Raw genomic sequence first — 26,831 nt, 5'->3', positions numbered from 1 at the left:
ATGAGACTCGATACGCCTAAAGCCGCCTACACCCCACCCGAACGCAAGGCGTTTATGTTGGGCGTGTTAATTCTTATATTACTGTTAATACCCTCAGTGAATGCAGTAAAAATAGCCCTGATCCACAACGGCTATGTTGCCCACTACGAAGATGGTAAGAGCAAACTCATGCAATTGGTGCAAGACATCAGCCTTGCACCTAAGCGCCTGCTGACTGCCGATAAAGACTTGCCTGTTATCAAAGTCGATATTAAATATCAGGACTGGCTCAAACTTGAACAAGATAGAAACAACGCGCTTAAAAACGGCATCATTGCCGAGCAGCGCAATCAAGTGAATGCCACTCTTTACTTAAACCAACAAAAGTACTTTGCCAAAGTGCGTCTTCAAGGTGACATGCTTGATCATGTTAGCAACGACACCCGTTGGTCATTGCGCTTTGAACTAAAAAAGAAAAAAGCCTTATTTGAATCTAGAAAATTTGCTTTAGTCGCCCCCAATGTGCGTATTCATCAAGGCCCTAGCTTATTCAGTAAAACGATGGAGTTGGCTGACTTTGATATTATTGCGCCTAAAAACATTCCAGTTCGCGTCGTACTTAACGGCGTCGATTGGGGCACCATGTTTGTAGAGCAAGCCTTTAGCCAATCATTACTTGCTGTGAATGATCGTACCGAAGGTTTAATAGCTCGACTCGATATACATGAACAAACTCAAAATAGTGCTGGTGAGATCACGCGCGTGCTTAAACCTCGAGAGTTGCAACGTGGCACCATTCTCGGCAACCCAGCTCTGAGCCAACAAAGACAAATTGCACTTGCGCTACTGGATGATTTTTTAAATAAAAAACGCCCTGCCAGTGATGTATTTGATGCAAAAAAAATGGGCCAATACTTAGCCACGGTTGACCTGTGGGGCGCATGGCATGCACTCACATGGAATAACTGGCGCTGGTATTACAATCCGCATTTAGCCAAATTTGAACCTATCCAAAGTGATGTAGCGGTTACACCAGCTAAACACAATTGGTTGATGACACCACCAAGCCACGACTTTGTATTGTCAAAAGCCATGTTAGACGATCCTATTATTCGCTCTCATTATGATATGGCCAAGCAAACCTTAATTGAACGTATTAATCAAAACTTAATCCCTGAATTACAAGCCTATGAGCAAACACTACTGAACAAATTACATGGCGACAGCCCATTATTGGCACCTTTTGATTTAACGCTTATGAAAACGCAAGTCATGTGCTGGCAAAGTGATTATCAAGGTGCTGACTGCCAAAATATTGGACAGTTTGATGCGAGCCTGCACCAACATATGCAGGATTACGCAGGCCACGCCAATTGGGATATCTTAGCGCGCTTTAATTCTAAATCTGGAACTGGCGTATTAAAACTCGTCAACAACGATAAAGAACCACTGCACTTAAAAAGCATCACCGGTCTTAATCGCTATGAAGATCGCTCTGAGCTTGAGGAGGTTAACGCGGATTTTCCTCGGGTATTGAACCCAGGTGAGACACTCGACATTAACCTACCTGCTGACATTGTTGCAGTTGATTTACGTGCAGCCTTAGCGAGCAAGAAAATTGCTACGTTTCAGTTTAAAAAAGACATCGCGCCACTGCACTTTATTCCTCGCCCACAGCCTTTAAATACTTCATTAATGAGTCAATACCCGTTTATTGAAGTCAATGAAGGGCATTGGTATGTAAAACCGGGAACTTGGCAAATTAACGATTTTTTGGTGACCCCGGATAACACTGAATTAGTTTTGCCTGCAGGCGCTCACTTAGAGTTTGCAACCAAAGCGGGCTTGATGGTGTTCGGCCACTTAACAGTGAAAGGCACTGCGGATAACCCGGCGTCATTAACTAAGCAAGTCAGTAGCCGAAAATGGTCAGGGCTCAGCGTATTCTCAAACGAGTACAGCCCCAAGTCGGTTGTTAGACATCTCAATATCAGCTATTCGAGTAATCCGAAACTGGGCTTATGGCAACCGCGCGGTGCAACCTATTTTGTTAAAACACCTGTTCTGCTTGAAGACATTCACATTAGTGAAAATCAGTCAGAAGATGGCTTAAACATCATTAATGGCGATATCGAAATTAATCGCATGTTGATCACCAATGCGTTGTCTGATGCCTTTGACTGTGACTTTTGCGTGGGCACCGTCAATGACAGTGAGTTTAGAAGCATAGGTTTTCGCTCTGGCGGAGACGGTATTGATGTCAGTGGTTCAAAACTTACACTCAATAATGTGTCATTCAATGGTGTACGAGACAAAGCCATATCAGGTGGTGAGCGCAGTCATTTAATCGTTAATACTGCCCGCTTTAATAACGTTAATTTCGGCCTAGTTGCCAAAGATGATACCAAGATAACTGCAACCAATATCACGGCTGAGAACGTTAAACATCATGCCCTTATGAGCTATTCGAAAAAGCCAATTTTTGGTGGTGCAATTTTAGATGTCAGTGAATTTAACTGCTTAGACGCGCAATGTGAAAATAAAATCACCGTCGAAACTGGCAGCGTGCTCACCATTAATGGCACTGCAATAGATAGCCAAGACCTCGATGTAAAGGGCCTTTACAGAACAATTATGAAATCGGATAAACCAAGATGAATACAGATAACACACCAAATTATCGCTTCGAGGTTAAGATCCCTATTCCGCTTAACCGTCTAGAAGAAGTTAGAATATGGCTAATGACTCATGCTTTATGGTTTAAGCCGCATTTTCCAGACCGGGATGTAAACAGCTTATATTTGGACACCCCTCATTTAGAGCGCTATGAAGAAAACCTCAGTGGGATCAGTGTCCGCAAGAAAGTACGCATTCGTTGGTACAATCAGCTCGATGATGCCAATAAAGCCAAACTGGAGTTTAAACATCGTCAGGGGGGGAAAGGTTACAAGGTCACTTTCGATACCCAATTTGATTTTGATGACCCAGAGTTTAGCTGGGCCAAAGCGCTAAAACTTAGCTTTGACAAATTGCCTGAGCAAGGGCAGTTGCTTTGGGGCGTTGAGCACACGCCCGTGCTAATCTGCCGCTATACACGCCAATATTTTATTTCGAACTGCCAGAAAATCAGAGCGACATTTGATAAAAATATTTGCGTCTATGACCAAAGGTATAAAGCCGATGCAAACCTGCATAGAAGTGTGCCGCTCGGAGATTATGTGTTGCTTGAGCTCAAAGCTGATGCTGAATTTGAGAAAGAGCTAAGCCGTTTGTTAGCTACTTGCCCGCTTCGTCAGTCCCGTCATTCAAAATATGTGAATGGTATTCGACAACTGATGTGGCAATAGCTATGTTGTGCGTGGGGTAAACCCTCGCATACAGTCACAGTTGAGACCGCACAAATTCACTCCCTGTAGGCGCGATTTTACATCGCGCAAATTTCACCTTTTTGCAGGGGTAAACCCTCGCATACAGTCACAGTTGAGACCGCACAAATTCACTCCCTGTAGGCGCGATTTTATATCGCACAAATCTCACCTTTTTGCGAGGGCTAAACCCTCGCCTACAGCCACAGTTGAAACCGCACAAATTCACTCCCTGTAGGCGCGATTTTATATCAAGCAAATTTACAATAAACACCGTGTCATCCCGAACCCGTTTCGGGATCCATTGAATTGCTAATAGACCCTGAAACAAGTTCAGGGTGACTAACAGGTTAAAAATGGCTTTTGCAGCAAGCCTGTAGGCGCGATTTTATATCGCGCAAACCTCACCTTTTTGCGAGGGCTAACCCCTCACCTACAGCCACAGTTGAGACCGCGCTTGTTCAATCCCAATAGGCGTGATTTTATATCGCGTAACTCTAAAATAATCACCGCGTCATCCCGAACTCGTTTCGGGATCCATCAAATAGCTAATAGACCCTGAAACAAGTTCAGGGTGACTAACAGGTTAAAAATGGCTTTTGTAGCAAGCCTGTAGGCGCGATTTTATATCGCGCTTTGCAGTACATTTAAAATGCGTCATAGTATTTAACAACTTAAAACAACAATGATATCAACATGATGAAATACACACTTCTAGCCACGATCCTCATCGCTAGCACATCGAGCTTTGCAGTCACCAAAGCGAAAAAAGAAATTTTACTCGATAACACAGACGTTGAAGTGATCAGAGCCACTTACCCTGCGGGCAGCGAGTCAGGCGTACATACTCATGTTTATGCAAACCGCGTTGTGTATTTTGTTAAAGGTGGCGTACTTGCCATCACGCCTGAAGATACCAGTAAGCCTGACCGTATTATTACTGTAAAAGATGGCCAAACTCTGTATATGCCTGGCGGCACACACAATGTTAAAAATATCGGCGACACTGAAGTCATCATCGTTGAAACTGAAATCAAAAACAGCAAGCTGTAATTTTCATATTTTAAAAAGTAAAGCTGTGGCGATCTCAAAATTAAGACCTTTTCTTCTACTGCCTTTTGTATGCCTAGCAAGCACCTATTTGTTAGGCTGTGCAGCCAAAAGCAAAGTGCATGTCATTGCTCCTTGGTGTTCACCTGATGAACTCACAAAGATTTACTCTGCCTTAGAGGAGATTAAACAGGTAACTGTGGTCAAATCTGACGCTGAGTTGCCAAATGGCATGCTTCATAACTCGATTCTTACCCCAAAGCTTGTGAAAGATTTCGAAGTCATTGAAGAGCTAGCCAGTGCTTTGACTATGCATGGGTTCGAAACACATATCAGCTATATCAACAACTTTAACCATCACTATAAAGATAAACACATTGGTGTTTATATTACTCACTGTACTCTTGCCACCAGCACTTCAAAAAAACTCTCAAATTAATTCGCAAATTGCAAAATAAGTTTCAAAACGAAATTTAAAAGTTTCGTTTAACTAATTATCAATGAGTTACAATTGGCACAGCCTCTGCTTTATCTATGGTGAGTAAATTAAAGATGAAGTAAAGAGGAAGCCGCCATGTATACGCTAACTACTTATCAAAACCTTAAAGAATTATTTCCTGAATTAAATGCACAGCTTTTCAATAGCTCACACGATTATCGCAAACAAGTGCTTGAGATGATGGCTAAACAAGAGTGTAAATTGCATGATTTAAATGAGCAATTTATGGGTGAAAAGCATGAAGCGTCTCGCGAAGAAGCTTGTGTATTAGGGTACAACTGATGCAAAACGACTTTAAATTCTATCTGCCAGGGTAATGCCATTACATCGTGCATACTCTGGCTTTGCCATTTTTCACAACCACAGGATGAGGTTACAACAATGAGATAACCCCTATGATCAGCTTTGCCTATATAATTCGATTTCAAATGGCTTTTAGCCCTGTATACTGCCCGCCAAAACCAATAAATGTGATAGAGCAGTTCAGGAATTTTTCTATGCGTAAGTCCGATAAAAAAATAGACAATCAACTCAGAGAATCGCTGACTCAAGTGTGTGATGCCGCCCTCAAAGATATCGAAGGGTTTCAGTGGCTAACTCACCAAGCTAACTACTCAGATTTTCCAAATAGCTTAAAGATCACCTGTGTGTTTGATACCAACGAACAATTGAATGACTACTTAAAATCGTCACAGAATGCATATTTACTCGATCTTATCAGTAAAGAGTTAAATATGATGAAGTTAAAAATAAAGTCAGTGGCTAAAGTAGTCAGCTACGATTCTGAAGAAAACTGCCTAGCTGAAAATAATGGTAATTGGACTAGAAGATTAGGCAACTAGGAAGCTAGGTAACTAACAGCTAGTTACCTAAAGCCGAAATCAACTTAAGCTCACTATTCTCTTATCAGCTAATACACTGACAATAGCACTTAATTTCTGCAGTGCCATGTTCATTGATTTTGTATGGCGTTCGTCTGCAAATTCTTGATATTCAGAGGCAACTTCAAAAATCTGATCAACTCCCAAATATTTGCTCAAAGTGCGAAGGTGCGGCACTAAATGACTATGCGCTTCGTTGATACCACCTTTTTCAAAGCCAAATTCACCACTTGAAGTAATAATAACCAAAGTCTTACCCGACATTAACGGCGCTAAAGGCTTATCGCCACGGGCTAAGTCAAAATCAAAGGTTTCATTAATACGAATAATTTGATCAAACCACGCCTTGAGCTGTGCAGGCATACCATAGTTGTACATGGGCGATGACATTACAATCAGATCCGCTTTTGCAAGCTCAGCAATATACATATCAGACTGAGCCAAAATCTGCTGTTGCTGTCCCGTTCTTTGTGCCTTTGGTGTAAACACCGCACCAATCCAATCTTGCGTAATATACTGCGGAGGGGTCACTCCGATATCTCGATACATATACTCATCTATGTGAGTTTGCTTTTTCAGCTCTGAGATAAATCTTCTTGCCAGCTTTTTAGAAATAGAGTCATGATCAGGATTGTCGTTAGAAACCGCTCTTACGCTTGCATCTATATGTAATACAACACACATTTTTTAATACCTCTTTGGTTTAATTTGAGTGTCATTTTTGTCACTTTTTGATACTTAAACAAACGAGTAAAAAACATTTACAGATGAGTTAAACTTATCTATTTTACTTTTTTAAGTTGACGATAACCGCTATGAATGTTTCATTACCCGCACTAAAAGCATTTGAATCGGCAGCAAGATTGGGGAGTTTTAAAGCGGCAGCCACAGAGCTGGCAATTTCACCCACAGCTGTTTCTCACCACATAAACAACCTTGAACAACGACTTAATATGAACTTATTTACTCGTGAAACAAGAAAAGTCACGCTCACAGCTGCAGGAAGACAATTAGCAGAAGCCACAAACCAAGGCTTTAACATCATACAAGCTGGTATTGATAAAGTGACGGCGAAAGACAAATTGATCAATGTTGCAACCACCTCATCCTTCGCCGCTTTAGTCCTTATTCCAGCGCTACACCACTTTTATCAGCAATTCCCTGAGATAACTGTCAACATTACCAGTGGTGAGCAACTTACAACAGATAACTTCACCTTACCCGTTCGATTTGGAATACGTGAGCAACAAAACCAAGCAGATATCATCAAGTGTGAGCAATTTAATTTGTTTAGTGCGCCACATATCGCAGATAGGTTCATCAGCAGTGAAAGCGTGACCATTTACACTACCAATTGGAAAAACAGCGATTTACCCAAAGCCCCTCTTAAAGACTGGCTTGCCCTTAATGCATTATAAGACAAACAAGTTGTCGTTAAGTATTTCGATCAAGAGCTTTTTGGCATTCAACAAGCCATGCTCGAAAACGCCTATGTGTTTTGTTCAAAAACACTCACTCAAGGATACCTGCAAGCCGGACTACTTAAAGAATTGAACACCCAAGCTATCGATTCTGCCTTTTGTTACTACATCGAAAACAAACAAAAACATACCACTAGACACACCCATATGTTCATCGAATGGTTAGACAATCTCATGCTGTAATGGAACAATAAGCATCGAGTAAACGATGAATTAAGGAGAGTTATCAGATGCTTGAACAAGTCATGTCTTTAATGGGTTTAATCGCGTCAATTTGGCTGGTACTAGGCGTTTATTCCGCAGCAAAGCTTTACCCAAACTACAATCATAGCGAGCAGTTTTGTAGCGAATTAGGTGCCGTAGGCAGTCCAACACAAAGATTTTCTCCGCTTATCAATAACTACCCGCTCGGTGTGCTGTTTTGCCTCTTTGGTATTTATGTCTTTAACTTAGAACCTAATATATGGCTTCAGCTTACTGGAGTATGTATTGTCGTGCACGGGCTAGGCACTTGGGTTGCAGGCTTTTTTCCGATGGACTCAGATCCTTACACCAAAGCACCGAGTCGTGACTGTAACATTCATTCATGGGCGGGGTTATTTATGTTGCTTTCACTGTTGCTTGCCCCTATATTCATGCTCATTGCGCCGCTCTCTGCCATTAACAGCATCGCGTTTAAAGCTTTTTCAATCATGAGCCTTATCGCTACTATTTATACCCTTATATTGATGAAAAAAGCCTATGTTCAGAAACAAAAAGTCGGGCTATATCAGCGTATTTCTTATGGCACGCAGCTAGCCTGGTTGAGCGTGCTCTCTCTAGTCATCTCTTTTAGTTAATAATCAATAATGAAGCAATCTTTTGAAATTAGCCGCATTCATACGCCGTTAGGTATTTTTAGAGTGTCAGGAGAAGTGTCTGATCGAAACGATTTAGCAATATCACAACTAGAGATCATGGGTACTGATGGCTGGCTGTTTTTAGATATTCAATCTAAAAAGGTCGTCAACCTAATTAAGCAACTTGAGCCGCACTTGCTGGCTCATTTACAGGGTTAAGCCCTTATGACTGAAAAAGTAAGTAATAAGAGCTTAGCCCTTTTTGATTTTGATGGCACCTTAACCGATGCCGATATGTTCACTAAATTCTTAAAATTTTCAGCGACAAAAAAGCGCGCTTGGCTAATTAGGCTAACACTACTTCCTTTATATGGATTTTATAAACTAGGCCTTTTCCCAGCGCCAACTTTGCGAAAGTTAGCAAGCTTTGTTGCTTATAAAAACAAACCCATTAGCTTCCTGTGCCCTCTTGGAGAAGAATACGCGCTTACGGTGATCCCCAAATACCTTCGCAAACAAGCCATTGAGCGTTTGCAATGGCACTTACAACAAGGTGATACCGTTGTTGTGGTTTCAGCTTCTCTAAACCTGTACTTAGAACCTTGGTGTGAGTCACTTGGTATTGGGCTAGTTTGTAGTGAGCTTGCGATTAAGAATGATAAATTTACCGGGCTTTATCTAAACGGAGATGTGAGCAATCACACTAAGGCTGAGAGGGTAAAATCAATGTTCAATCTCAACCAATTTAAACGTGTTTACGCCTATGGTGACACACCAGAAGACCATGCACTTTTGTCTCTCGCCGACGAACGGTATATGAATTGGGTGAAGCAATAAAAACCATTGCTACCTTTAATGCCTTTTCCTATTGACCAAATTTAACCTAGCTAATTTTCACTTTCATTTACATTAACTGAATAATAAAAAACTGAAGTTTAATCAGGTTTTTGCATATAAAAATCCAAAAAGTAACAACTCACCAATAAAAATAAATCTCATTATCGAACCCTTTTAAGGTAAACTTCCCACCCACAGCCATTTCATTAACAATATACATACAAAATGTGAGGTCATTGTTTTGAACATCAACCGCCTGCTTGGCAAAATAAAAGTTGCCAATAAGCTGCGAATCTCTATTGCTATCTCTATCGCAATTATTGTGGGGATCCAACTCTCTGCTGCAAACAAACTGAAAGACACAATGACAGCTGAAAGACAAACAAAGGCGATTGGCCTTGTGGAATCTGTCAGCTCTCAATTGAATGCCATTGCCAAGTCAGCCAACCTAACCACTGAGCAAAAGCAGGCACAAGCAAAGTATTTGATCAATAACACCCGTTTTGGTGAGTCAGGCTACTTTTTTGTATTCGACAACCGAGGTGACATGGTTGCTCACCCAATTAAACCTGCACTCAACGACCAATCAATGACAACTCATGTAAAACCATTTATACGTATTGCATTTTCGAAATTCGTTGATACCGCAGAACAATATGGCCAGGGGTTTGTTACCTATCAATGGCCAAAACCTAGTTCAACTGAACAAGAAGAAAAGGTGTCGTATGTACAAAAGCAGGCACATTGGAATTGGGTAATTGGTACGGGAATTTACCTAACTGATATTCAAGAGACCTACTACCAAACCTTACGCAGCATTCTAATTGAAATGTTGGTTTACATAGCAATATTACTTATTGTTTCGCAATATGTGGCACGTAACATCACAAAGCCATTAAATAAACTGACTCGCACCATGACTCAAGTGGCGAATGAGAAAGATCTGACAATTCAGCTAAAGCATCAAGGTAATGATGAACTATCTGAAATGGGACGCGCCTTTAATGAAAGTAACGCCCAGTTTAGACATGTGCTAGACAATATTAACGAGAATACCATGTCGTTAGCGTCTCAAGCCGAAGAGCTATCTGTGGTAACACAGCAGATAAAAACGGGTATTGTTGAACAGCATCAAGAAACAGCATCAGTGCAAGAAAAGGTCAGCCATCTGAACGAGTCTGCTCAAGAGGTCTTTCAACAAACACAAAGTGCCCTTGATAACGTGGAGCATGCTGGTCAGTTAACAGCTCAGAGTTTAAAGCATATTAATGACAACGCTGTCTCAATCAATGAAGTGGCTGAACGAGTAGATAGCGCAGAGCACGCGGTGAAGGAGCTACAAAATAGCTCAGATAAAATCACTGAAGTACTCGATGTGATCCAAAAGGTAGCTGAGCAAACCAATCTACTGGCACTCAACGCCGCGATTGAAGCTGCTCGCGCGGGTGAACAAGGCCGAGGCTTTGCCGTTGTAGCTGATGAAGTTAGAACGCTTGCAATGCGTACCCAGCAATCAACAGAAGATATTCAGGCCATTATTAACCAGCTTCACACAGGGGTAAAAGCCACTGTTGATGAAATGGTACTGTGTAAGCAATCTGCCAATGAAGGCTTATTAATAAGTAAGCAATGTAATGAGACGTTACAGCAAGTAGATGGCGCGATGCAGGCCATCCAGCTTTCAAACGCCGAAATTGCCGCGGCCGCACAATTGCAGTCTGACAACATCGCTGTCATTGCAGATAACATGGCCAGTATCGCAGCAGTTTCAGTGCAAACAGAAACCGGTGCTGAACACACCCATGCAGCCAGTCAACAGCTCAGCGTCATGTCGCAAGAATTAAGTGATTTAGTGAGAGAGTTTAAGGTTTAAAAGCGTAAAAGTCAGAGCGCGGCATGAGTTTAGTCCCGCCATTGACGGAAAACCAATTTAGCGTTTGCACTGTAGGCGCGATTTTACATCGCGCTTTTTTTGCGCAGGATAAACCAGCGCCTACAGGGTTGGTCAGTTTTGGGATTTTAGGTATGTTAATGTTGTAGGTCGGGCTTCAGCCCGACAAAATATTCAAACCATGGCGACATAAAATACCCGACATAAAGTCGGTGCTACCGGCGCATAAAAACTTTGTTGCTGTAGGCGCGATTTTACATCGCGCTTTTTTGCGCGCAGGATAAACCTGCGCCTACAGTAATTAAGGTTTTAAGTTGGATCACCTATTGTGGGCCACACTCAACTACCTTCTAGCTTTGGATCAGTACCAATTGTTATTATTGTTTTGAATAACCAAGTTTGAGCTTTAATTATATCTTTTGAAGAGAACTCTCCTTCATCATATCTAACTCCTGCCGAGCAAATTATTGAATTAAGTCCGTTAGTACTGATAGATTTTGCATAATGTTTATTAAATGCATTAACTAATTTGTGAATGTTATGTCCATATTTCTTTTGTAGTTCTTCTTTATTTATACCCGCATTTAAAAGCCATGCTTTTAAAATTTTCTCTGCACATTGTGAATAAGCCCACCTAGCTTGACCATAATTCATGCTATTACTTTGTAATTGCACGGATATAGTTTGAAAGTCTGCTTCAATTGCTGGAAAAAAGGGGATTTTCTTTAATTTCCAAGTGTTTAAGATTTGAAAAGCCTCTAGTGCTAAACAGAATGACTGACCTAAACTGTTGAGCTCTTCTTCAGTCAAAGAGTTCACATATGCTTGAGTCATCTTCGCAGACATTCGCATAATATTAGTTTCATTTTGAGCACCTTTATTTGTTAAATCTTTATCTATAAAAAAACTACAATGCCCAATAAAATTTGGAACCCTGTAAAACCAGAGATCACCTCTAATTCTCTGATAAAAGAAACCCAAATCAGAATTATAAGATTGAAGAGTACCATATTTTTCTTCATACCACGTAAGTAGCCACTCTCCTAATTGATTACCCAAACTGTTATTAGGTAATGGGGAATTTTTAGATAATGGAATTGGAACATTGTCAAAATATTTGCTTACATGCTCAACGGCTTTCAAACAACGAAGCTTTATCGGAACATTCTGCTCGATTAAATGTTGGTCTATTTCTTCAAAAACATCATTTATAACTATTTTTTTATTCAATTAAGACTCCTTTTTACCTTGCTGCCTAAATTCGGAGCAATAAGCAAAGTATTCACCATAAAATGAGTAACTTAAATGCACTAAGTTATTTCTTTCATTGTAAAACGCAGGCACATCTCTGCACCTGCGTTTTCAGTCTTTAGCTTAAAGCTTACCGCTTTTAACTTTAAGCTTGTAGCTTTCAGCTCGCTAACTCATCCCTTACTAGCTCGCTTACTCCACCTAAAATCAATCACTCTGCAACGCTTCTATAGGGTCGAGCTTTGACGCTTTGATCGCAGGGTAAACACCAAATGTCAAACCCACCAATGCGCAAATACTGAACGATAAAACGATGGCGCTGAGCGACCAAGATACTGCCCATTCTGAATAGAATGCAATTAGCTCAGATAAAGCGATACCGAAAAACACCCCAAGCAAACCACCTAAGATAGAGATAGTAAAACTCTCAGTAATGAATTGAACTTGAATGTCTTTTTGCGTGGCACCAATGGCGCGAAGTAAACCGATTTCTTTGGTGCGCTCTAACACTGTTGCCAGCATGATATTCATGATACCGATACCGCCCACCAGCAGTGAAATGCCTGCCACACACGACATTACAATATTAAAGATTTGCTGAGTTTGCTTTTGCTGTGCTAATAACGCAGCAGGTACAATCAGCTTGTAATCATCAATGTCGTTATGACGGCCCTTAACCAGTGCATCAATGGCTTGTGCGGCCATCACTGGACTAAATCCCGGCTCAGTTGCTAGCTTAATACGCGATATTTCTGGGTCGAGTAATTCACTTTTAAAGCGGTGAATGGCTGTTTTTAACGGGATAAAAATCTGGTTTTGTTCGTCACCTAGCTTCACCCCTTGAAACTCTTTCTTTTTCAAAAAAGGCGCTTCTAAAATACCTACGACTTCAAACCACAGATGGTTAATTTTGACTGACTTGCCTACTGCATCACCAAGTGGAAACAAGGTTTTAGCGGTATTGGCGCCGAGCAGCGCCACTTGTGAAAAGTGTTGTCCGTCTTGTTCATTGAGCAAACGCCCTGCACTTAAATCGAAATGCGCCAGCTTGAAGTAGTTTTCACTGACCCCCACGGCTTGGCCTTCGAACTTAGCGTATTCACTGAATACATGATAAGTTTCGACCACTTTTTCTGCGGCAAAATCAGTGATAAAAGGCAAAGCTTCAACGGCAACTTTACCATCATTGAGCGACAGACCATCTGAGTGTTTACGCTGCTCTCTGAGCTCTTCTTCTTCAAAATCTTTCGCTTCAACAATGACGTTGTTAAGGCCCATAGAGTCAATCATTTTCAACGCTTCGCGCTGAGCGCCCTCACCAATATTTAACATGGCGATTACGGCACCTACACCGAAGATCATGCCAAGCAATGTCAAAAAGGTACGCAGTTTATGTTGCTGTAGCTGTACTACCGCATCTTTAAATAAGCCCACTAGATTCATAATTTGCCCTCTTTATCGACCAACGCAATCACATCTCCCTCTGAGAGGCCTTGGGTAATTTCAACATGGCTTAAGTTACTTTGCCCCAAACTCACAGGGGTTTTGCTATAACCCGACGCCGTTTTAAGTTGCACATACGCACCGTCTTCATCGGCAAATACACTAAACTTAGGCACAACCAGCTTTTCGGCTGCTTGGTTGGCAATGATATTTGCCGTGACTTTTAGACCTGGTCGTAAATGTGCACCTTGCTCATCAATACTGGCGGTCAGCTCATAGTATTTTTGCGGGTCTTGGCGTTTGATTGACTTTGGAAATGGCGCAAGCTTGGTCACTTTGCCAGTGAATGTTTTACTCGGATCTGAAATCAAAGAAAACTCCAGCGTTTGGTCTTGCTGCAAGTTTATGGCTTCGCGCTCTTTCACGAATAGCTTAATTTGCATCACAGAAATATCTGGTAAACCCGCAATTTTCTGACCCGGCCAAAGTGTTTGCCCGGCTCTTGGTTTTTCACCGCGCCAGTTTACACTGTGCGTCAGCAAACCATCGTGGGGGGCAACCACTTCTAATGACGACAAATTGCCATTGAGCATATCAATTTTGCTTTGATGCTGCTGACTCTGCATATTTAAGAGATCTAATTCACCTTGGGCACTGCTATTAAATTGCTCTGATTGCCAATTAAAATAGTCTGTTTTAGCATTTAGGTAATCGACCTTTTGCGCCTGCTCTAAGATATCGAGTTTAGAGATGATGCGAACATCATCAATTGAGAAGGTTTCAGCAAATTGTTTTTCTTCTTCTACAATATCGATGTCATACCCCAAATGCTTTCTTCTTGTGTCAATCTCAGTATTTTTGCCAGACAAGTCTTGTGAGACCTTGTCATTTGAAAATTCACTTTCGCGTTTTTGCTTACTCATGACACGACCATCAAATCGTGCTACCACTTCACCTTTCTTAACTTGTGAATACTCAGGCATTAACCAAGCGAGCGTTTGTGGACCACGAGATGAAGCTGGTGTACTGATCACCGTTTCTGTTGCTGCGATTAATTCGCCCTTTGCTGCAACATAATTTTTAAACGGCGCTTTTTGAACCGTATAGGTTAATTGTGCATCGACTTCTGCCAGCTCTGAGCATGCGGTTAGTAGTAACGCACTGATCACAATTGCTAAATATTTCATAGACGCACCTCATCACCTTGCTCTAAACCCGTTGTGATCACAGCAAAACCATTACTGATATTGCCGACCGTCACAGGTACTTTGTCACCGTCTTTTTCAATTACATAAGCGCTGGCTTGCTCGCCACTTGACTGCTCACGGTGTAAGGCCGAGATTGGTACAACTAACACGTTTTCAATTTTATCTGTGGCGATTTCTACCCGGGCGGTTAAGCCTGGGCGCATGATCGCAGTATCAATATCATCTAAGGTGATCAGGGTATCGACTATGCGGCGTTTATCTTGTGGAGATTTTTCACGAAAAGCACTGCCAATGGTAGTGATTTTACCCGTTGTGATAAGTGGCTCTGGCCCATCTATGGTGACTTTGACATGTTGATCAAGCGCAATACGGCCAAAGTCTGCTTCATCAATTTGCGCTTTCACCTGCATGTCTTCTATCACTGCCATCTCAATAACCGGCTGGCCAAATTGCACACTTTCACCCACAGTCGGCTTTTCGCCACTGGCATTGCTGTAATACATCACAATGCCATCCATTGGGGCTTTGACTTTAAGCCTTTCGATGTCTTGTTGTAATGCGTCTACTTCGGCCTTCAAGCGGCCTACTTTACCTTCCGCTAAACGAATATTGAGTGCTTTGGTCTCTTTTTGAAACGCTAGCTTTCTTTGCGCCAACGCTAGGTCATTTTTAGCAATGGTGAAATCTATCTGTGCCTTGCGCTTGTCATTGTCTGAAAGCGAATCATCGTTAATGTCGGCTTTACGCTCAGCAATATCAAAGTTCATCTGTGCTTCGGCAAGGGCAAGTTTAAGCTCTTCTTGATTTTTAATTTCGAGTGCTTTTTGGTTCTCAAGCTCTTTGACTGCACGATCATATTCGCTGTTTTTATCAATCAAGCGATCGCGCACAGGTTTGTCATCAAATGCCGCAACAACCTCGCCCTTTTTTACTTGTTTGTTTTCAGGTGCTAGAAACTTCACCTTATATTGCCACATGCGAGCAATGGAAGGTGGCGCAATTAACGACTGTTTTGCTGACTCTAGTTCACCATTGGCCTGTACAGCCAGCTGAAAACTGGTTTTCTCGACTGTGTGATAGTCAAAATCATCACTGCCACAGCCTACTAACGATAAAGCGACAACACTGGCTAATAGGCCTAATTTAAACTTATTCATATTGACCTCCTTGTAAACGCACACGCCCCGTCATCCCCGGCAGTATTTTTAGCTTTTGCGTCTCATCAAATGAGAAAACCGCACGATAATAGGCGTCTTTCCCCCATTCTTTGCGCTCTTCCGGTTGTGTCGATAAATTAGTTAACTTGGCTGTAATCGGTGTTTTTTGGTAGGCGTCTAGGGTCAAATTAACGCTTTGCTCAAGCGTAAGGTACTTATAATCAATTTCATGTACCCAAGCCTCAAGGTAGAGCCCTGTCATCGCAGGAATTTCTGCAATTTTCCAGCCTGGTTGTGCCGTCGCACCCGAAAATAATTTAGAGCCATACCAAGGGTGATTTGCATATAAAATCGGGCCTTGATTGATTGCCTTATGGGTTAAGTCGTTTAAGCGTTCTCGGTTTTCTTTTAAGTTAATTTGTAGACGTGCGATTTCAATTTCTTGTTTACGAATATTCACCTGCGCTGTGGTTTTTGCTTCAGCTAGACTTGCTTTGGCTTTGTGCTTTTGGATAACCGCTTGCTCAAGTTTTAGCTGGTTTTCTTCGTAGTCGAACACGCTGACATGACTTTTCGGCACCGCGGCGTCTATCTTCGCTTTTTCAAGTAAGAGCTCAGCGCGCGTTAACGCAAATTCAGCTTCTAAGATCGCCTGCTGACCTTTATTCTGCTGCCTTTTTAATTCATCTTGCGCATTATTAAGACTCACTTCATCTTGTTCTATGGTGCTGGCAATCGCTCCACCTTCAAATACCACTACCACATCACCGGGCTTAGCCACTTCGCCTTCCGGTAACATCCATTCAATTTGCACACGCCAAGTATCACTTTGTGGCGAAAAGAAAGTTTGGCTATCACCGGCCTTGATTTCACCTGTGATGAAAATGCTTTGAACATCCTCTGCATAGCTATTAGCGCTGAGCATTGAGCTTGAAAGCAACATAGCCAAACACAATGGTTTTAATGTGCATCGTTTTAAATTAGCTTTCATCGGCGGCTGTCCTCTATTTTCACACCATCCTTCATTCGGATAATACGTTTTGCATACTCGGCAATATCGTCTTCGTGGGTCACCATCACAATGGTGTGCCCTTGATGGTGTAAGTCACATAGCAGTGACATAATTTCGTGAGAGGTTTTGCTATCTAAGTTACCTGTAGGCTCATCGGCAAAAATGACTTTCGGCTCATTCACTAGGGCTCTGGCAATGGCCACCCTTTGTCTTTGACCACCCGACATTTCATTCGGTTTGTGCCCTGCTCGATGATCAAGTCCGACTTTGGCAAGCATGGCTAAGCCTTTTTGTTTGGCTTCACCTGGTGAGATTTCGGTGTAACGCAGTGGCAGAGTGACATTTTCAAGAGCGCTCAAGCGAGTTAAAAGGTGAAAAGTTTGGAAAATAAAGCCAATACGCTCGTTTCTTATTTTTGATAAGTCTTCATCGCGCATATCTTGAATAGACTCATTCGAGAGAAAGTATTCGCCCTTTGTTGGTGTATCAAGACAGCCTAATATGTTCATAAGGGTTGATTTTCCTGAACCCGAAGAGCCCATAATGGCAACGAATTCGCCTTCATCAATGGAGATAGAAACATCGTTTAACGCGGTGACGCGCGTTTCCCCACTGCCGTATTCGCGATATAAGTTTTTAACTTCAATCACTTGCTACAATCCTTGATTATTATTTTTATCAGATATTCACCGTATACAATATAAACAACTGAGTCAACCACCATAACCAACTGATTTTAATAACAATAAATTAAACCACGCAATTCACCAAAAGTTAACCTTATGGTAAAAAGACGTTACCAATGAAACATAAAATGCAAAATAATAATGGTTACATTTAAAATATGTTTCCACTATAGTAACTTTCAGGTTACGGAAAACAGTGATTGTTATGAGAAAAAGTCTTATATTTTTAAGTGTTTGTCTACTTGCCGCCTGTAGTAAAGAAAGTAAACTTGAAGAAAGTTACTATCAGGCTGAAGTACAAAGAGATCACCAAAGCCAATATCAATTCGCGCAGCAACTTGTTGAACTCGGTGAGACATCGTGGCAACAGCAAGCACAGCAACACAAAACAGCCATTGATAAAGTTACACAATCACAAGCACACCTTATCCAACAAGATCTGATAACGGCATTTAATTTAGCCGCTGAGGCAAAGAAATTAGACAATTCAATGGCGGCCGACACTGTTCTTAAACAGATCCTCAGTGACGACGCTTTACAAAAGCTAGTTAGAAGCACCCATGCATTATTAGATAACCATCAGGAATTAGTGATGCAAGGGAAAGGGTTACTAAATAAAGCTCCGACTAACTGGAGCATCATTGAAGTTAACGAACTCTTATTTCAGTTAAATTCACTGATTCAAAACTCAGAAAAAACAATTGCATTAACGCCTTGGCAGCAAAGTGAACAGGCTTACCATTTAATCACATTAAGCACACAGCACATTGAACAACTAAAGTTACTGCAGCAACAGCTTTTAAACACCGTTAAAACAGCAACTTGTGATGCGCTTTGCGCGGGTTTAAAAGAAAATCTAAAAGACGCACAGAAAAATATTAAGCTCTTCGATGAAGCCGCTGTAGAAAGCATGATGGCCTTTCCATTTGAACAACAGCTTAAAAAGTCGAGGGATTGGTTAGAGCTTAACAATAATATTCGCATCACACTCGAAGAAGTCGATGCCGTTCGTGGTGAACATTATAGAGCTTACTATCAATCTTTACTTCGAGCGGTCAGAGGTCCAAAGTATGATCAACAATATTGGCAATTTGCTGCTGAGGATGTTGCTACAGTCAGCAATACCACACCTGTCGTTAACGTTAAATTTCCCCCTATTGCGCTCTCACCGAATTTAAAAACTTTTTTAGAAAACTATGAACAGCTTACGTTTTTGAGATAGCTAGAGAATTCACAAAAAGCCCCATTTGCATAAACAAATGGGGCTTTTTTCGGTGTGATGAATTGTGTCTTTTATTATTAAGCTAATTTAACTAATAAACGCTAAATTCAAGGCCGGCTACTTGGTCTTTTTCACCTTCTGCTGATTGGTAAATCAGTTTCGCATTTTCACTCATCCCCGTCGGCTTAATGCTCTGAGGTTTCGTGCTGGTGTTAAAGACAACCGCTAGATTTTGCTTGCCTTGCTCACCCTAATACGCACGTTTGATGGCGAATAACCCTGGCTCGTCTTGTTCATTTTTGATTCACCACAACCGCTTCAATACTGCCTTGCAATGCAAAATCGAGTACCAGCGGCATTTTACCTTCAGTTAAGAGCGTACTGAGTAGTTCAGGTTAAAAGCTATACGCTTCGCCATACATCATAAAGTTGTTGATATCTAATGAGGCAGCGTGCTCCATCAGTGCTGGCGAGAACTGCTCCTAAAATGACATATCTACGTGTTTTACCGTATCGATTCTAAAACCGTCAGGCTTGAATTCGGTGATCTAGTTTTTGTAGATGTCGATCATGCCATCAAGCACTTTTTATTATGTGGCATCAAATGATTGAAAATTAATAAATAGTTAAATACTTGTACCAACAAATGGTCTGACTCTATATAATTCAGCGGATAAAAATTATAATTAACAAGGATAAGAATGGAAATTTATTCGATTAAAACCTCACCTTTAAAAGTGCTTACAATTATTACTATGCTCTTCGCATTATCTGCCTGCGGAGGTGGCGGCTCAGAACCAAGTAACCCTACTCCAACTACTAATGAAAATAGTAGCTCCCCTCCACCAAATAAAGCGCCCACAATTAGTATTGATGGACCGAGTGAATTTACTGAAAACACGGCTATAACACTGGATGCTGTTGGATCAGATCCTGACGGTAATATTGTGTCATATCTTTGGAGTTTCGATTCAAAACTCCCTATTGAGGCTGAAGGATTGCAATCACCTCAACTAACATTAACTAGCAGTCAATTAGATGCTGATATTAGCATGACGCTTACATTGACGGTGACAGATAATCAAGGTGCTCAAGCAAGTACAGAGAAAAGCATTAAAGTAATTAACAAACCGGCTTCTCCTTTCAATATAGATGTAACTATTGATAATACTGTTATAGAGCAAAAACGATTTCAACTCACCTTATCTAGTAATGAAAAGCAAAGCGATATCTCTTCAATAAACTGGTCGTATGAATCTCCTATTGATTTAATAGTCGAAGGTCTTGATAAAAGTGTCCTGTCAGTTACTTCTCCAAACATTTTGGAACCAATGAAGGTAACTTTTAATTTGGAAGTAACCCATATTGATGGAAGAGTAGCCAAGCATTCTCAAACTGTTTTAATCCAAGCCCTCGAAAACCTTGCTCCCGAAGTGATTATTAATGGTGAAAACTCAACTATCGAAGGCACGCCTTTTTCTTTAAAAGCTCATGCAACAGATCAAGATGGTGAAATTAGTTCTTACAAGTGGACACATAATTCCAACATTGAATTATTCTTAGAAGGTGAATCAACAAATACTCTCGTTGTGACCTCTACTGATATTACTGTAGATACATTAATTACCTTTACAGTTGAAGTAACTGACAATCAATCGGCAAAGAAGTCATCTGAATTTGATGTCCTTGTTAAAGCACTTCCAAATATCCCCCCTTCGGTAACTGTTTTAGGTGCAAATAAAGTCACTGAACAAAACAAGCTCTTATTAAAATCTGAAGCCATAGACACTGACGGACATATTGTAAGTACGACTTGGGCATATAAATCAGATATCAAACTGCTAGAAGTTAATATTTCGGACAATGAGTTTAGCTTTATTGCACCGGATGTTCAGGAAGACCAAGAAATCACCATTGTCGTCACTGTATCAGATAATCAAAATGCAACTTATTCAAAGGAACACAAAGTAACTATCGAAGCATTGCCAAATGCTAGTCCAGAAGTAACCATTCAAGCCCAAGATAAGTTCATTGAAAAACAAGCATTTACATTAACAGGGATAGCAAAAGATAGTGATGGTGAAATAGTTAGCTTTGCCTGGTCACATGATGCAAATATTCCTCTCACAATTGATAACGCATCTAGTTCAACTATTTCTGTTTCAAGCTCAGATATTCAAGAAGCACAAGAAGTCACTTTCACATTTACTGCCACAGATAACCAAGGAGCACAATCTCATGTGACACACTTTGTACAAATTGAACCAATAGTGATTGATTTCACACTGCAAGGTAAAGTAACGGACTCACCGATTCAATATGCAGAAGTTACCGCAACCATTAACGGGCAGCAATTTAATACCACTGCCGACGAGAATGGTGACTATTCTTTGAATATTAAAGTTGATGAATCAGAAGCTTCGCAACTGATAATGCTGAAAGCTATTGGCATAAATAAACAGAAAAACGTGTCACTCGCTTCGCAATTAAACTCTGTCGATTACATACAACAGATTGCAAAAGATGATGGCTCTATCACAAAAGAAGAATTATTTGCTGTTAATATCACGAATGTTACTACCGCTGAATATGCTTTGATGCAGAATATAAATCAAAACTATTTGAACGATGAAGAATTAGAACTCGCTAGAGGCAAAGTATCAGCACAGCAGAAAATCAACCATGCCATTCTTTTAAAAGCGGTTATAGACCATAATATTACTCTCCCTAATGGAGCGGAAACAACATTAGCGCTATTACAAAATCCAGAGCTAACAAATGACTTTTTTGTCATGTTAAGAGAGCAACAGCCGACTCTGATCTCTCAACTAGAACGTGAAATACTGAATGATGACAAGCTTGTTAAAAGAAGTTCATTCTCTCCCTCTGGCCAATATTATCTTACGCAAAGTGAATATGCTGATGGATTAAACATCATTCTTACTTTTGCCGAAGATGGCTGGGGAATGCTCAACCTACCAAAACAATCTGTGCCATTCGATTGGCAACAAAATGGAAATGATATTACCGTTACAACCAGTGAGGTATTGAGTATTGAATATGAGCACCTGAAACACGCACTTTCATTTACAACACGCAAATTCATCATGTCTGTTTTTGACAACACAGATACATCAAAGGGTGTATTAATAGACTTTGAACTTGCAGATGAAATGGTAGAGTTTCCCTCAGGTACACTTTCTACATCTGGAGAGTTATTTTCTACAAACGCTTTTAAAGCACCAAACTTAGATGAATTATATGGTACTTGGTCGTTAACTTATTCACGTTTTGGCCTGAATAGTAATTTCACAATAGAAATTAAAGAGAACGGCATCGCAGAAGTAGACCTAGGTTTTGGCGCTCTCGCAGCAACATGGCGCATTAATAGTAGTAAATTGAGCATTAATGTCTCTTCTAGTACGCTCAATATTAGCTTTATACGTTCCTTTAATATCGGCTACCAAGTAGTAGTCGGGTTTGGTGTAAATAGTGAAGAATCTTACCGACAAGGGATTTTCGTGAAGAACCAGAATATCTCCTTTGATGATATTAATTACCGTAAAACTTGGAGAAGGATCCACACAAAGAATTCCGATATCATTTTCTCTATTAACGACCAAGATAATTTTAACTATCGCTGGCAAAGAAATGTATATGCTCAAAACAATAATGGAGTGCTGGTTCGCAAAGAGTATTTTTATAAAGGAAAATCAGTCTCTTTTTGCGAAGTGAATTTAGCTGATTGCAGAATTGAAGCGACAAATAGTTATCATCTTATTGCACAAAATGACAACTCGATTGTAGTGTCACTTCAACGAGTAAGGAATGGAACATCAGATAAGTCTTCTGCATTACAGTTCTTTGAACTTTCTAATTTAACTTGGAACTCGGGTAGGTTTACCAATTCATTCTTTAATTCTGTTCGTTTACATGTCTTGAATTTTAATGGAAGCACAAACCTAAACGGACTATACGAAGATCAACCAATTGAGCTTTACAGCGAAAGATACTGTCCGACAAACCCTTCACCATTAAGTGAATGTTCTGATGGGATCGTTATGAATAACACTCACTATAAAGTAACTATGAAAAATGACCTTCTTCAGTTAGAGAATGTGTCAACTGGTTCCTTAAGTTATTTAGGTATAATGGTTGAATCTGATTCTGAGCTGGCTGTATGTCATTTCGAAGAAAGCAGTACTTGCGAAAACGGAGAACATTACACTTTCTCGCTATAGATACAAACCGAAAATAATCTGAGTTAACCCAAATAATTAGCTCCGATTAACTAACAAAAAGCCCCATCTGCATAAGCAAATGGGGCTTTTTTCGGTGTGATGAATTGTGTCTTTTATTATTAAGTTAATCTAACTGATAAACGCTAAATCCAAGGCCCGCTACTTGGCCTTTTTCACCTTCAGCTGATTGATAAATCAGTTTCGCATTTTCACTCACCCCCGTCGGCTTAATGCTCTGAGATTTCGTGCTTGTATTAAAGATAACCGCTAGGTTTTGCTTACCTTGCTCACCCTTATACGCACGTTTGATGGCGAATAAGCCTGGCTCGTCTTGTGAAAAAAGAATACTTTGCTCACCTTGGCGCAGTGCGATATGCGCTTGATATAGCTCAGCATATTCAGCAAAACGCTGATAGAACAGGTGTGATGTATCAAAGTTGTCGTCAGCTGTGGTTTTATCTGTGGCTAACAGGTCATCATCGTTATAGGTTTTAACAAATGATGGCATCATGTTTTGTCTTGAATCTTGGTCGCCACCGTCACCCACAAAGCCTTGCTCATCACCGTAGTAAATAACCGGTACACCACGGCTAAAGTACATCAATGCATGGGCAAGTAGAGTACGTTCAACCATTTCGCTTTCACTGTAATTAAACTCGCTGCTCTTTAAGCGATATGCAATACGGCCCATATCATGGTTACCCGTAAAACTCACAAGGTGATTGGCATTAAAACCATCTTCATGCTTGTATAAATGATCTTTCGCGAAAAGCTTTGTCAGTTCACTTGTGCCTTTTTGATTCACCACAACCGCTTCAATACTGCCTTGCAGTGCGAAGTCGAGTACCGATGGCATTTTACCTTCAGTTAAGAAGGTACTGAGTAGTTCAGGCTCAAAGCTATACGCTTCGCCATACATCATAAAGTTGTTGATACCTAATGAGGCTGCATGCTCCATCAGTGCTGGCGAGAACTGCTCCCAGAATGACATGTCTACGTGTTTTACTGTATCGATTCTAAAACCATCAGGCTTAAATTCGGTGATCAGGTTTTTGTAGATATCGATCATGCCATCAACCACTTTTTGTTGTGTGGTGTCGACATCGTCTAACCCTGCAAAATCACCTTTGATTGAGCTTTCGCCCGACCAATGTGAGTCACCTTGATTGTTATATAAATCAATGTCGTTTAGCCAAGCGGGTACTTTAATGGCTTCTTCGCCTTTAGGGATCAGTGGCTTGTAGCGCTCGTTTTCTGGTGTATTGCTGTCTTTAAATTGACAGCGGCCACCTTCAACCAACCATCCTAGGCCATCTTTACCATGGCACTGTTCGTATTTGATCACATCAGCCGTGTGGTTTGTAATGATATCAAAGTACACTTTGATATTGCGCTCGTGCGCTTGGTCAATGAAGTTTTTAAGCTCAGCGTTTGAACCCCAGTGTGGGTCAATCTCTGTAAAATCTAAGATCCAATAACCGTGGTAACCCGATGTATCGGCTTGCATTGCACGGTTACGTAGTACTGGCGTTAACCAAATCGCGGTAATACCCATGTTATCTAGGTAAGGCAGCTTTTTAGTTAAACCTGCTAAGTCACCACCGTGATACATACCTTTGTGAGTGACGTCTAAACCACCACGAGATAACGCACGTTTAGTGTCGTGTTCAGCGGCGCCCATATCGTTACTCGGATCGCCATTGTAAAAACGGTCAGGCAACACAAAGTAGAATACTTCATCACGAAAGTCTCGTTGCTGATACGGTGTCAGCTTAGCCGCTTTGCGCTCAAACTGTTCAACATTGGTCGCTGCAACTACGGTATTCGCCTGCGCTGCTGACTCTTTTTCCGTATTCGCTGATTGGCTACACGCTGTAAGACCTGTCGCTAACATCAGCGATAAGGCAATTTTATTCAGTGGTGATTTAAACATAGGATCTCCTTTTTATACCAATCCTTTAAATAGTCTATTTAAAGGATTGGTATCATGCTTACTTTCAATTAAGAAAGCTTTGCATAAACGCTCGCAAACGCTGGCATTTCTAAGTTGTTGTCATTAATGGTCGCAGTCACAAGCTTGTGATCTGTAATAAGTGATAGCTCACTTACACCTAACTGCTCAAGGCTGATTGTTTGTGCTTCATTACTTAGGTTAAAGCAGACTAAAAGTGTCTGGCCATTGTAGCTACGTTTAAACGCAAGAATTGGCTCCGGCGTGTCAATAAACTCAATGTCACCGTAAAGAATAGCTTCAAAGCCTTTACGCCATGCACTGAAATGACGGTAGCTATTTAGTACCGAGTTTTCATCATGCTCTTGGATATCTACTGCGGTAGTGTAATGCGTTTCAGGCACAGGTAACCAAGGTTTAGCAGTACTAAAACCCGCATTGTCTTTTTGGCTTTCCCAAGGATGTGGAGTACGACAACCATCACGGCCTTTGAATTGTGGCCAGAACGTAATGCCATACGGGTCTTGTAAGTCTTCGTAAGCAATTTCAGCTTCAACCAGGCCAAGCTCTTCACCTTGATAGCTACAAACACTTCCGCGCAGTGATGAAATCATCGCATACAGCATTTTCGCAAGTGTTGCATTGCCTTCAGCGTTTTGCGTTTTACCCCAACGGCTCGCAACACGGATCACATCATGGTTCGACACAGACCAACATGGCCAACCATCCGATACGCGTGCTTCTAATGACTCTACAACTTGCTTAATGTAGCTTGCTTTGAAGTCATCTGTCAGCAGATCAAAGCTATAACCCATGTGTAAGCGCTTATCACCTTGGGTGTACTCAGCCATAGTCTTTAATGAATCTTCAGACGAAATTTCACCTAGCGCAACTGTGCCCGGATACTTGTCTAACAGTGCGCGAATGTCTTCCATAAAGCCCAAGTTTTCATCTTGGGTATTGTTGTAATAGTGATACTGATACGCATACGGGTTCTTTGAGTCAAAACCGATATTGGTACGCAGCTCTTGCGCTTTAGGCGGGTTGTCACGTAATTGCGCGTCATGGAAGCAGAAGTTAATTGCATCCAAGCGGAAGCCATCTACACCACGCTTTAGCCAAAACTCAATATTATCAAGCGTTGCTTGACGTACTTCTGGGTTATGGAAGTTAAGATCTGGCTGACTGGTTAAGAAGTTATGCAGGTAGTATTGTTGACGGCGTGGTTCCCACGTCCATGCAACACCACCAAAAATCGACATCCAGTTGTTTGGTGGTGTGCCATCTGGCTTAGCATCAGCCCATACGTACCAATCAGCTTTGTCATTGGTTTTATCTTCACGACTTTCTAAGAACCAAGCATGTTGATCAGATGTATGACTCAATACTTGGTCAATCATGATCTTAATGCCACGGTCATGGGCTTTGGCGATCAGCTCATCAAAATCTGATAACTGACCAAATAGTGGATCGATATCGCGATAATCGCTGATGTCGTAACCGAAGTCTTTCATAGGAGATTTAAAGAATGGCGATACCCAAATCGCATCTACACCTAAGCTTTTGATGTAGTCTAATTTTGCGATGATACCCGGAATATCACCGATACCATCTTGGTTGGCATCATAGAAGCTGCGTGGATATACCTGATAAATAACGGCGCCGCGCCACCACATTTGTTCTTTCATTTAAAACCCCAAAGACTCTTTTTCATCGCCCTACACCTCATTTTGTTCTCAGTGTCACAGTTAGTGGCACTTAGTTTTAAAAGACCCGAGGCATAATCGGATAGTCGTTATAATATTGTCATAAAGAATACGCGTTATGATTTTTTCGTA

The 26,831-nt window shown here is 41.1% G+C and carries 22 protein-coding genes; 13 read left to right on the top strand and 9 right to left on the bottom strand.

The features are described 5' to 3' along the window. The 6 genes from ACH784_RS20405 (at nucleotide 1) to ACH784_RS20380 (ending at nucleotide 5,735) form a co-directional block, all read left to right on the top strand. Nucleotides 1–2,637 (top strand): hypothetical protein, encoded by a 2,637-nt coding sequence (locus tag ACH784_RS20405; RefSeq protein ID WP_404395531.1) that lies wholly within the window; start codon nucleotides 1–3, stop codon nucleotides 2,635–2,637. Beyond that, nucleotides 2,634–3,326, top strand: a complete 693-nt coding sequence (locus ACH784_RS20400) for a polyphosphate polymerase domain-containing protein (protein ID WP_404395529.1) — start codon at nucleotides 2,634–2,636, stop codon at nucleotides 3,324–3,326. Before ACH784_RS20405 ends, ACH784_RS20400 begins: the two co-directional genes overlap by 4 nt. A gap of 714 nt (nucleotides 3,327–4,040) precedes the next feature. Beyond that, entirely contained in the window at nucleotides 4,041–4,397 is a 357-nt protein-coding gene (locus ACH784_RS20395) for a cupin domain-containing protein (protein WP_404395527.1), read from the top strand. 25 nt (nucleotides 4,398–4,422) lie between these two features. Further along, nucleotides 4,423–4,833: a hypothetical protein gene (locus ACH784_RS20390; RefSeq protein ID WP_404395526.1), complete on the top strand. Its 411-nt coding sequence runs from the start codon at nucleotides 4,423–4,425 to the stop codon at nucleotides 4,831–4,833. Between the two features lie 135 nt (nucleotides 4,834–4,968). Next, nucleotides 4,969–5,175 (top strand): hypothetical protein, encoded by a 207-nt coding sequence (locus ACH784_RS20385; protein WP_390443109.1) that lies wholly within the window; start codon nucleotides 4,969–4,971, stop codon nucleotides 5,173–5,175. 215 nt (nucleotides 5,176–5,390) lie between these two features. Further along, on the top strand, nucleotides 5,391–5,735 hold the full coding sequence (locus ACH784_RS20380; RefSeq protein WP_404395524.1) for a Fis family transcriptional regulator: 345 nt from the start codon (nucleotides 5,391–5,393) through the stop codon (nucleotides 5,733–5,735). 39 nt (nucleotides 5,736–5,774) lie between these two features. Here ACH784_RS20380 and ACH784_RS20375 read toward each other — a convergent pair whose 3' ends face one another. Beyond that, the gene (locus ACH784_RS20375; protein WP_404395522.1) at nucleotides 5,775–6,458 is read right to left on the bottom strand and encodes an FMN-dependent NADH-azoreductase; all 684 of its coding nucleotides are present in this window, start codon (nucleotides 6,456–6,458) and stop codon (nucleotides 5,775–5,777) included. 131 nt (nucleotides 6,459–6,589) lie between these two features. Here ACH784_RS20375 and ACH784_RS20370 point away from each other — a divergent pair, with 131 nt between their 5' ends. The 5 genes from ACH784_RS20370 to ACH784_RS20350 all read left to right on the top strand — a co-directional run bounded on the left by ACH784_RS20370 (nucleotide 6,590) and on the right by ACH784_RS20350 (nucleotide 10,804). Beyond that, nucleotides 6,590–7,192 (top strand): LysR family transcriptional regulator, encoded by a 603-nt coding sequence (locus tag ACH784_RS20370; RefSeq protein ID WP_404395520.1) that lies wholly within the window; start codon nucleotides 6,590–6,592, stop codon nucleotides 7,190–7,192. A gap of 293 nt (nucleotides 7,193–7,485) precedes the next feature. Then, on the top strand, nucleotides 7,486–8,094 hold the full coding sequence (locus ACH784_RS20365; protein ID WP_404395519.1) for a DUF998 domain-containing protein: 609 nt from the start codon (nucleotides 7,486–7,488) through the stop codon (nucleotides 8,092–8,094). Between the two features lie 9 nt (nucleotides 8,095–8,103). Next, on the top strand, nucleotides 8,104–8,313 hold the full coding sequence (locus tag ACH784_RS20360) for a hypothetical protein (protein ID WP_404395518.1): 210 nt from the start codon (nucleotides 8,104–8,106) through the stop codon (nucleotides 8,311–8,313). A gap of 6 nt (nucleotides 8,314–8,319) precedes the next feature. Further along, complete coding sequence (locus ACH784_RS20355) at nucleotides 8,320–8,931, top strand: HAD family hydrolase (RefSeq protein ID WP_404395516.1); 612 nt, start codon at nucleotides 8,320–8,322, stop codon at nucleotides 8,929–8,931. 241 nt (nucleotides 8,932–9,172) lie between these two features. Then, the gene (locus ACH784_RS20350) at nucleotides 9,173–10,804 is read left to right on the top strand and encodes a methyl-accepting chemotaxis protein (RefSeq protein ID WP_404395514.1); all 1,632 of its coding nucleotides are present in this window, start codon (nucleotides 9,173–9,175) and stop codon (nucleotides 10,802–10,804) included. Between the two features lie 357 nt (nucleotides 10,805–11,161). On the opposite strand, the gene ACH784_RS20345 is transcribed toward ACH784_RS20350, so the two are convergent. The 6 genes from ACH784_RS20345 to ACH784_RS20320 form a co-directional block, all read right to left on the bottom strand. Beyond that, a complete protein-coding gene (locus ACH784_RS20345; RefSeq protein WP_404395512.1) occupies nucleotides 11,162–12,052 on the bottom strand; it encodes a hypothetical protein in 891 nt (296 codons plus the stop codon). Between the two features lie 228 nt (nucleotides 12,053–12,280). Further along, the gene (locus ACH784_RS20340) at nucleotides 12,281–13,516 is read right to left on the bottom strand and encodes an ABC transporter permease (protein WP_138566325.1); all 1,236 of its coding nucleotides are present in this window, start codon (nucleotides 13,514–13,516) and stop codon (nucleotides 12,281–12,283) included. Then, nucleotides 13,513–14,703 (bottom strand): efflux RND transporter periplasmic adaptor subunit, encoded by a 1,191-nt coding sequence (locus tag ACH784_RS20335; RefSeq protein WP_404395509.1) that lies wholly within the window; start codon nucleotides 14,701–14,703, stop codon nucleotides 13,513–13,515. The genes ACH784_RS20340 and ACH784_RS20335 overlap by 4 nt, the downstream gene beginning before the upstream one ends. After that, nucleotides 14,700–15,881 (bottom strand): efflux RND transporter periplasmic adaptor subunit, encoded by a 1,182-nt coding sequence (locus tag ACH784_RS20330; RefSeq protein WP_404395507.1) that lies wholly within the window; start codon nucleotides 15,879–15,881, stop codon nucleotides 14,700–14,702. Before ACH784_RS20330 ends, ACH784_RS20335 begins: the two co-directional genes overlap by 4 nt. Further along, nucleotides 15,874–16,872: an HlyD family secretion protein gene (locus tag ACH784_RS20325; protein ID WP_404395505.1), complete on the bottom strand. Its 999-nt coding sequence runs from the start codon at nucleotides 16,870–16,872 to the stop codon at nucleotides 15,874–15,876. The genes ACH784_RS20330 and ACH784_RS20325 overlap by 8 nt, the downstream gene beginning before the upstream one ends. Then, nucleotides 16,869–17,543 carry an ABC transporter ATP-binding protein gene (locus ACH784_RS20320; RefSeq protein WP_404395503.1) on the bottom strand — a complete coding sequence of 225 codons (675 nt, stop codon included), beginning with the start codon at nucleotides 17,541–17,543 and terminating at the stop codon, nucleotides 16,869–16,871. The genes ACH784_RS20325 and ACH784_RS20320 overlap by 4 nt, the downstream gene beginning before the upstream one ends. 241 nt (nucleotides 17,544–17,784) lie before the next feature. Between ACH784_RS20320 and ACH784_RS20315 the strand changes: the two genes are divergently transcribed. Beyond that, nucleotides 17,785–18,801 (top strand): hypothetical protein, encoded by a 1,017-nt coding sequence (locus ACH784_RS20315; protein WP_404395501.1) that lies wholly within the window; start codon nucleotides 17,785–17,787, stop codon nucleotides 18,799–18,801. Nucleotides 18,802–19,502: 701 nt separating this feature from the next. Beyond that, nucleotides 19,503–23,042 carry a PKD domain-containing protein gene (locus tag ACH784_RS20310; RefSeq protein WP_404395499.1) on the top strand — a complete coding sequence of 1,180 codons (3,540 nt, stop codon included), beginning with the start codon at nucleotides 19,503–19,505 and terminating at the stop codon, nucleotides 23,040–23,042. 124 nt (nucleotides 23,043–23,166) lie between these two features. On the opposite strand, the gene ACH784_RS20305 is transcribed toward ACH784_RS20310, so the two are convergent. Both ACH784_RS20305 and ACH784_RS20300 read right to left on the bottom strand, forming a co-directional pair. Continuing rightward, nucleotides 23,167–24,975 carry an alpha-amylase family glycosyl hydrolase gene (locus ACH784_RS20305; protein ID WP_404395498.1) on the bottom strand — a complete coding sequence of 603 codons (1,809 nt, stop codon included), beginning with the start codon at nucleotides 24,973–24,975 and terminating at the stop codon, nucleotides 23,167–23,169. 68 nt (nucleotides 24,976–25,043) lie between these two features. Further along, nucleotides 25,044–26,681 carry an alpha-glucosidase family protein gene (locus ACH784_RS20300; protein ID WP_404395496.1) on the bottom strand — a complete coding sequence of 546 codons (1,638 nt, stop codon included), beginning with the start codon at nucleotides 26,679–26,681 and terminating at the stop codon, nucleotides 25,044–25,046. Nucleotides 26,682–26,831: the final 150 nt, after the last annotated feature.

It is taken from the genome of Pseudoalteromonas phenolica (assembly GCF_044788725.1).
Lineage (GTDB): Bacteria > Pseudomonadota > Gammaproteobacteria > Enterobacterales > Alteromonadaceae > Pseudoalteromonas > Pseudoalteromonas phenolica_C.
Note: the sequence above shows the minus strand (reverse complement) of the source record. Positions and strands in the feature narration are given on the sequence as shown.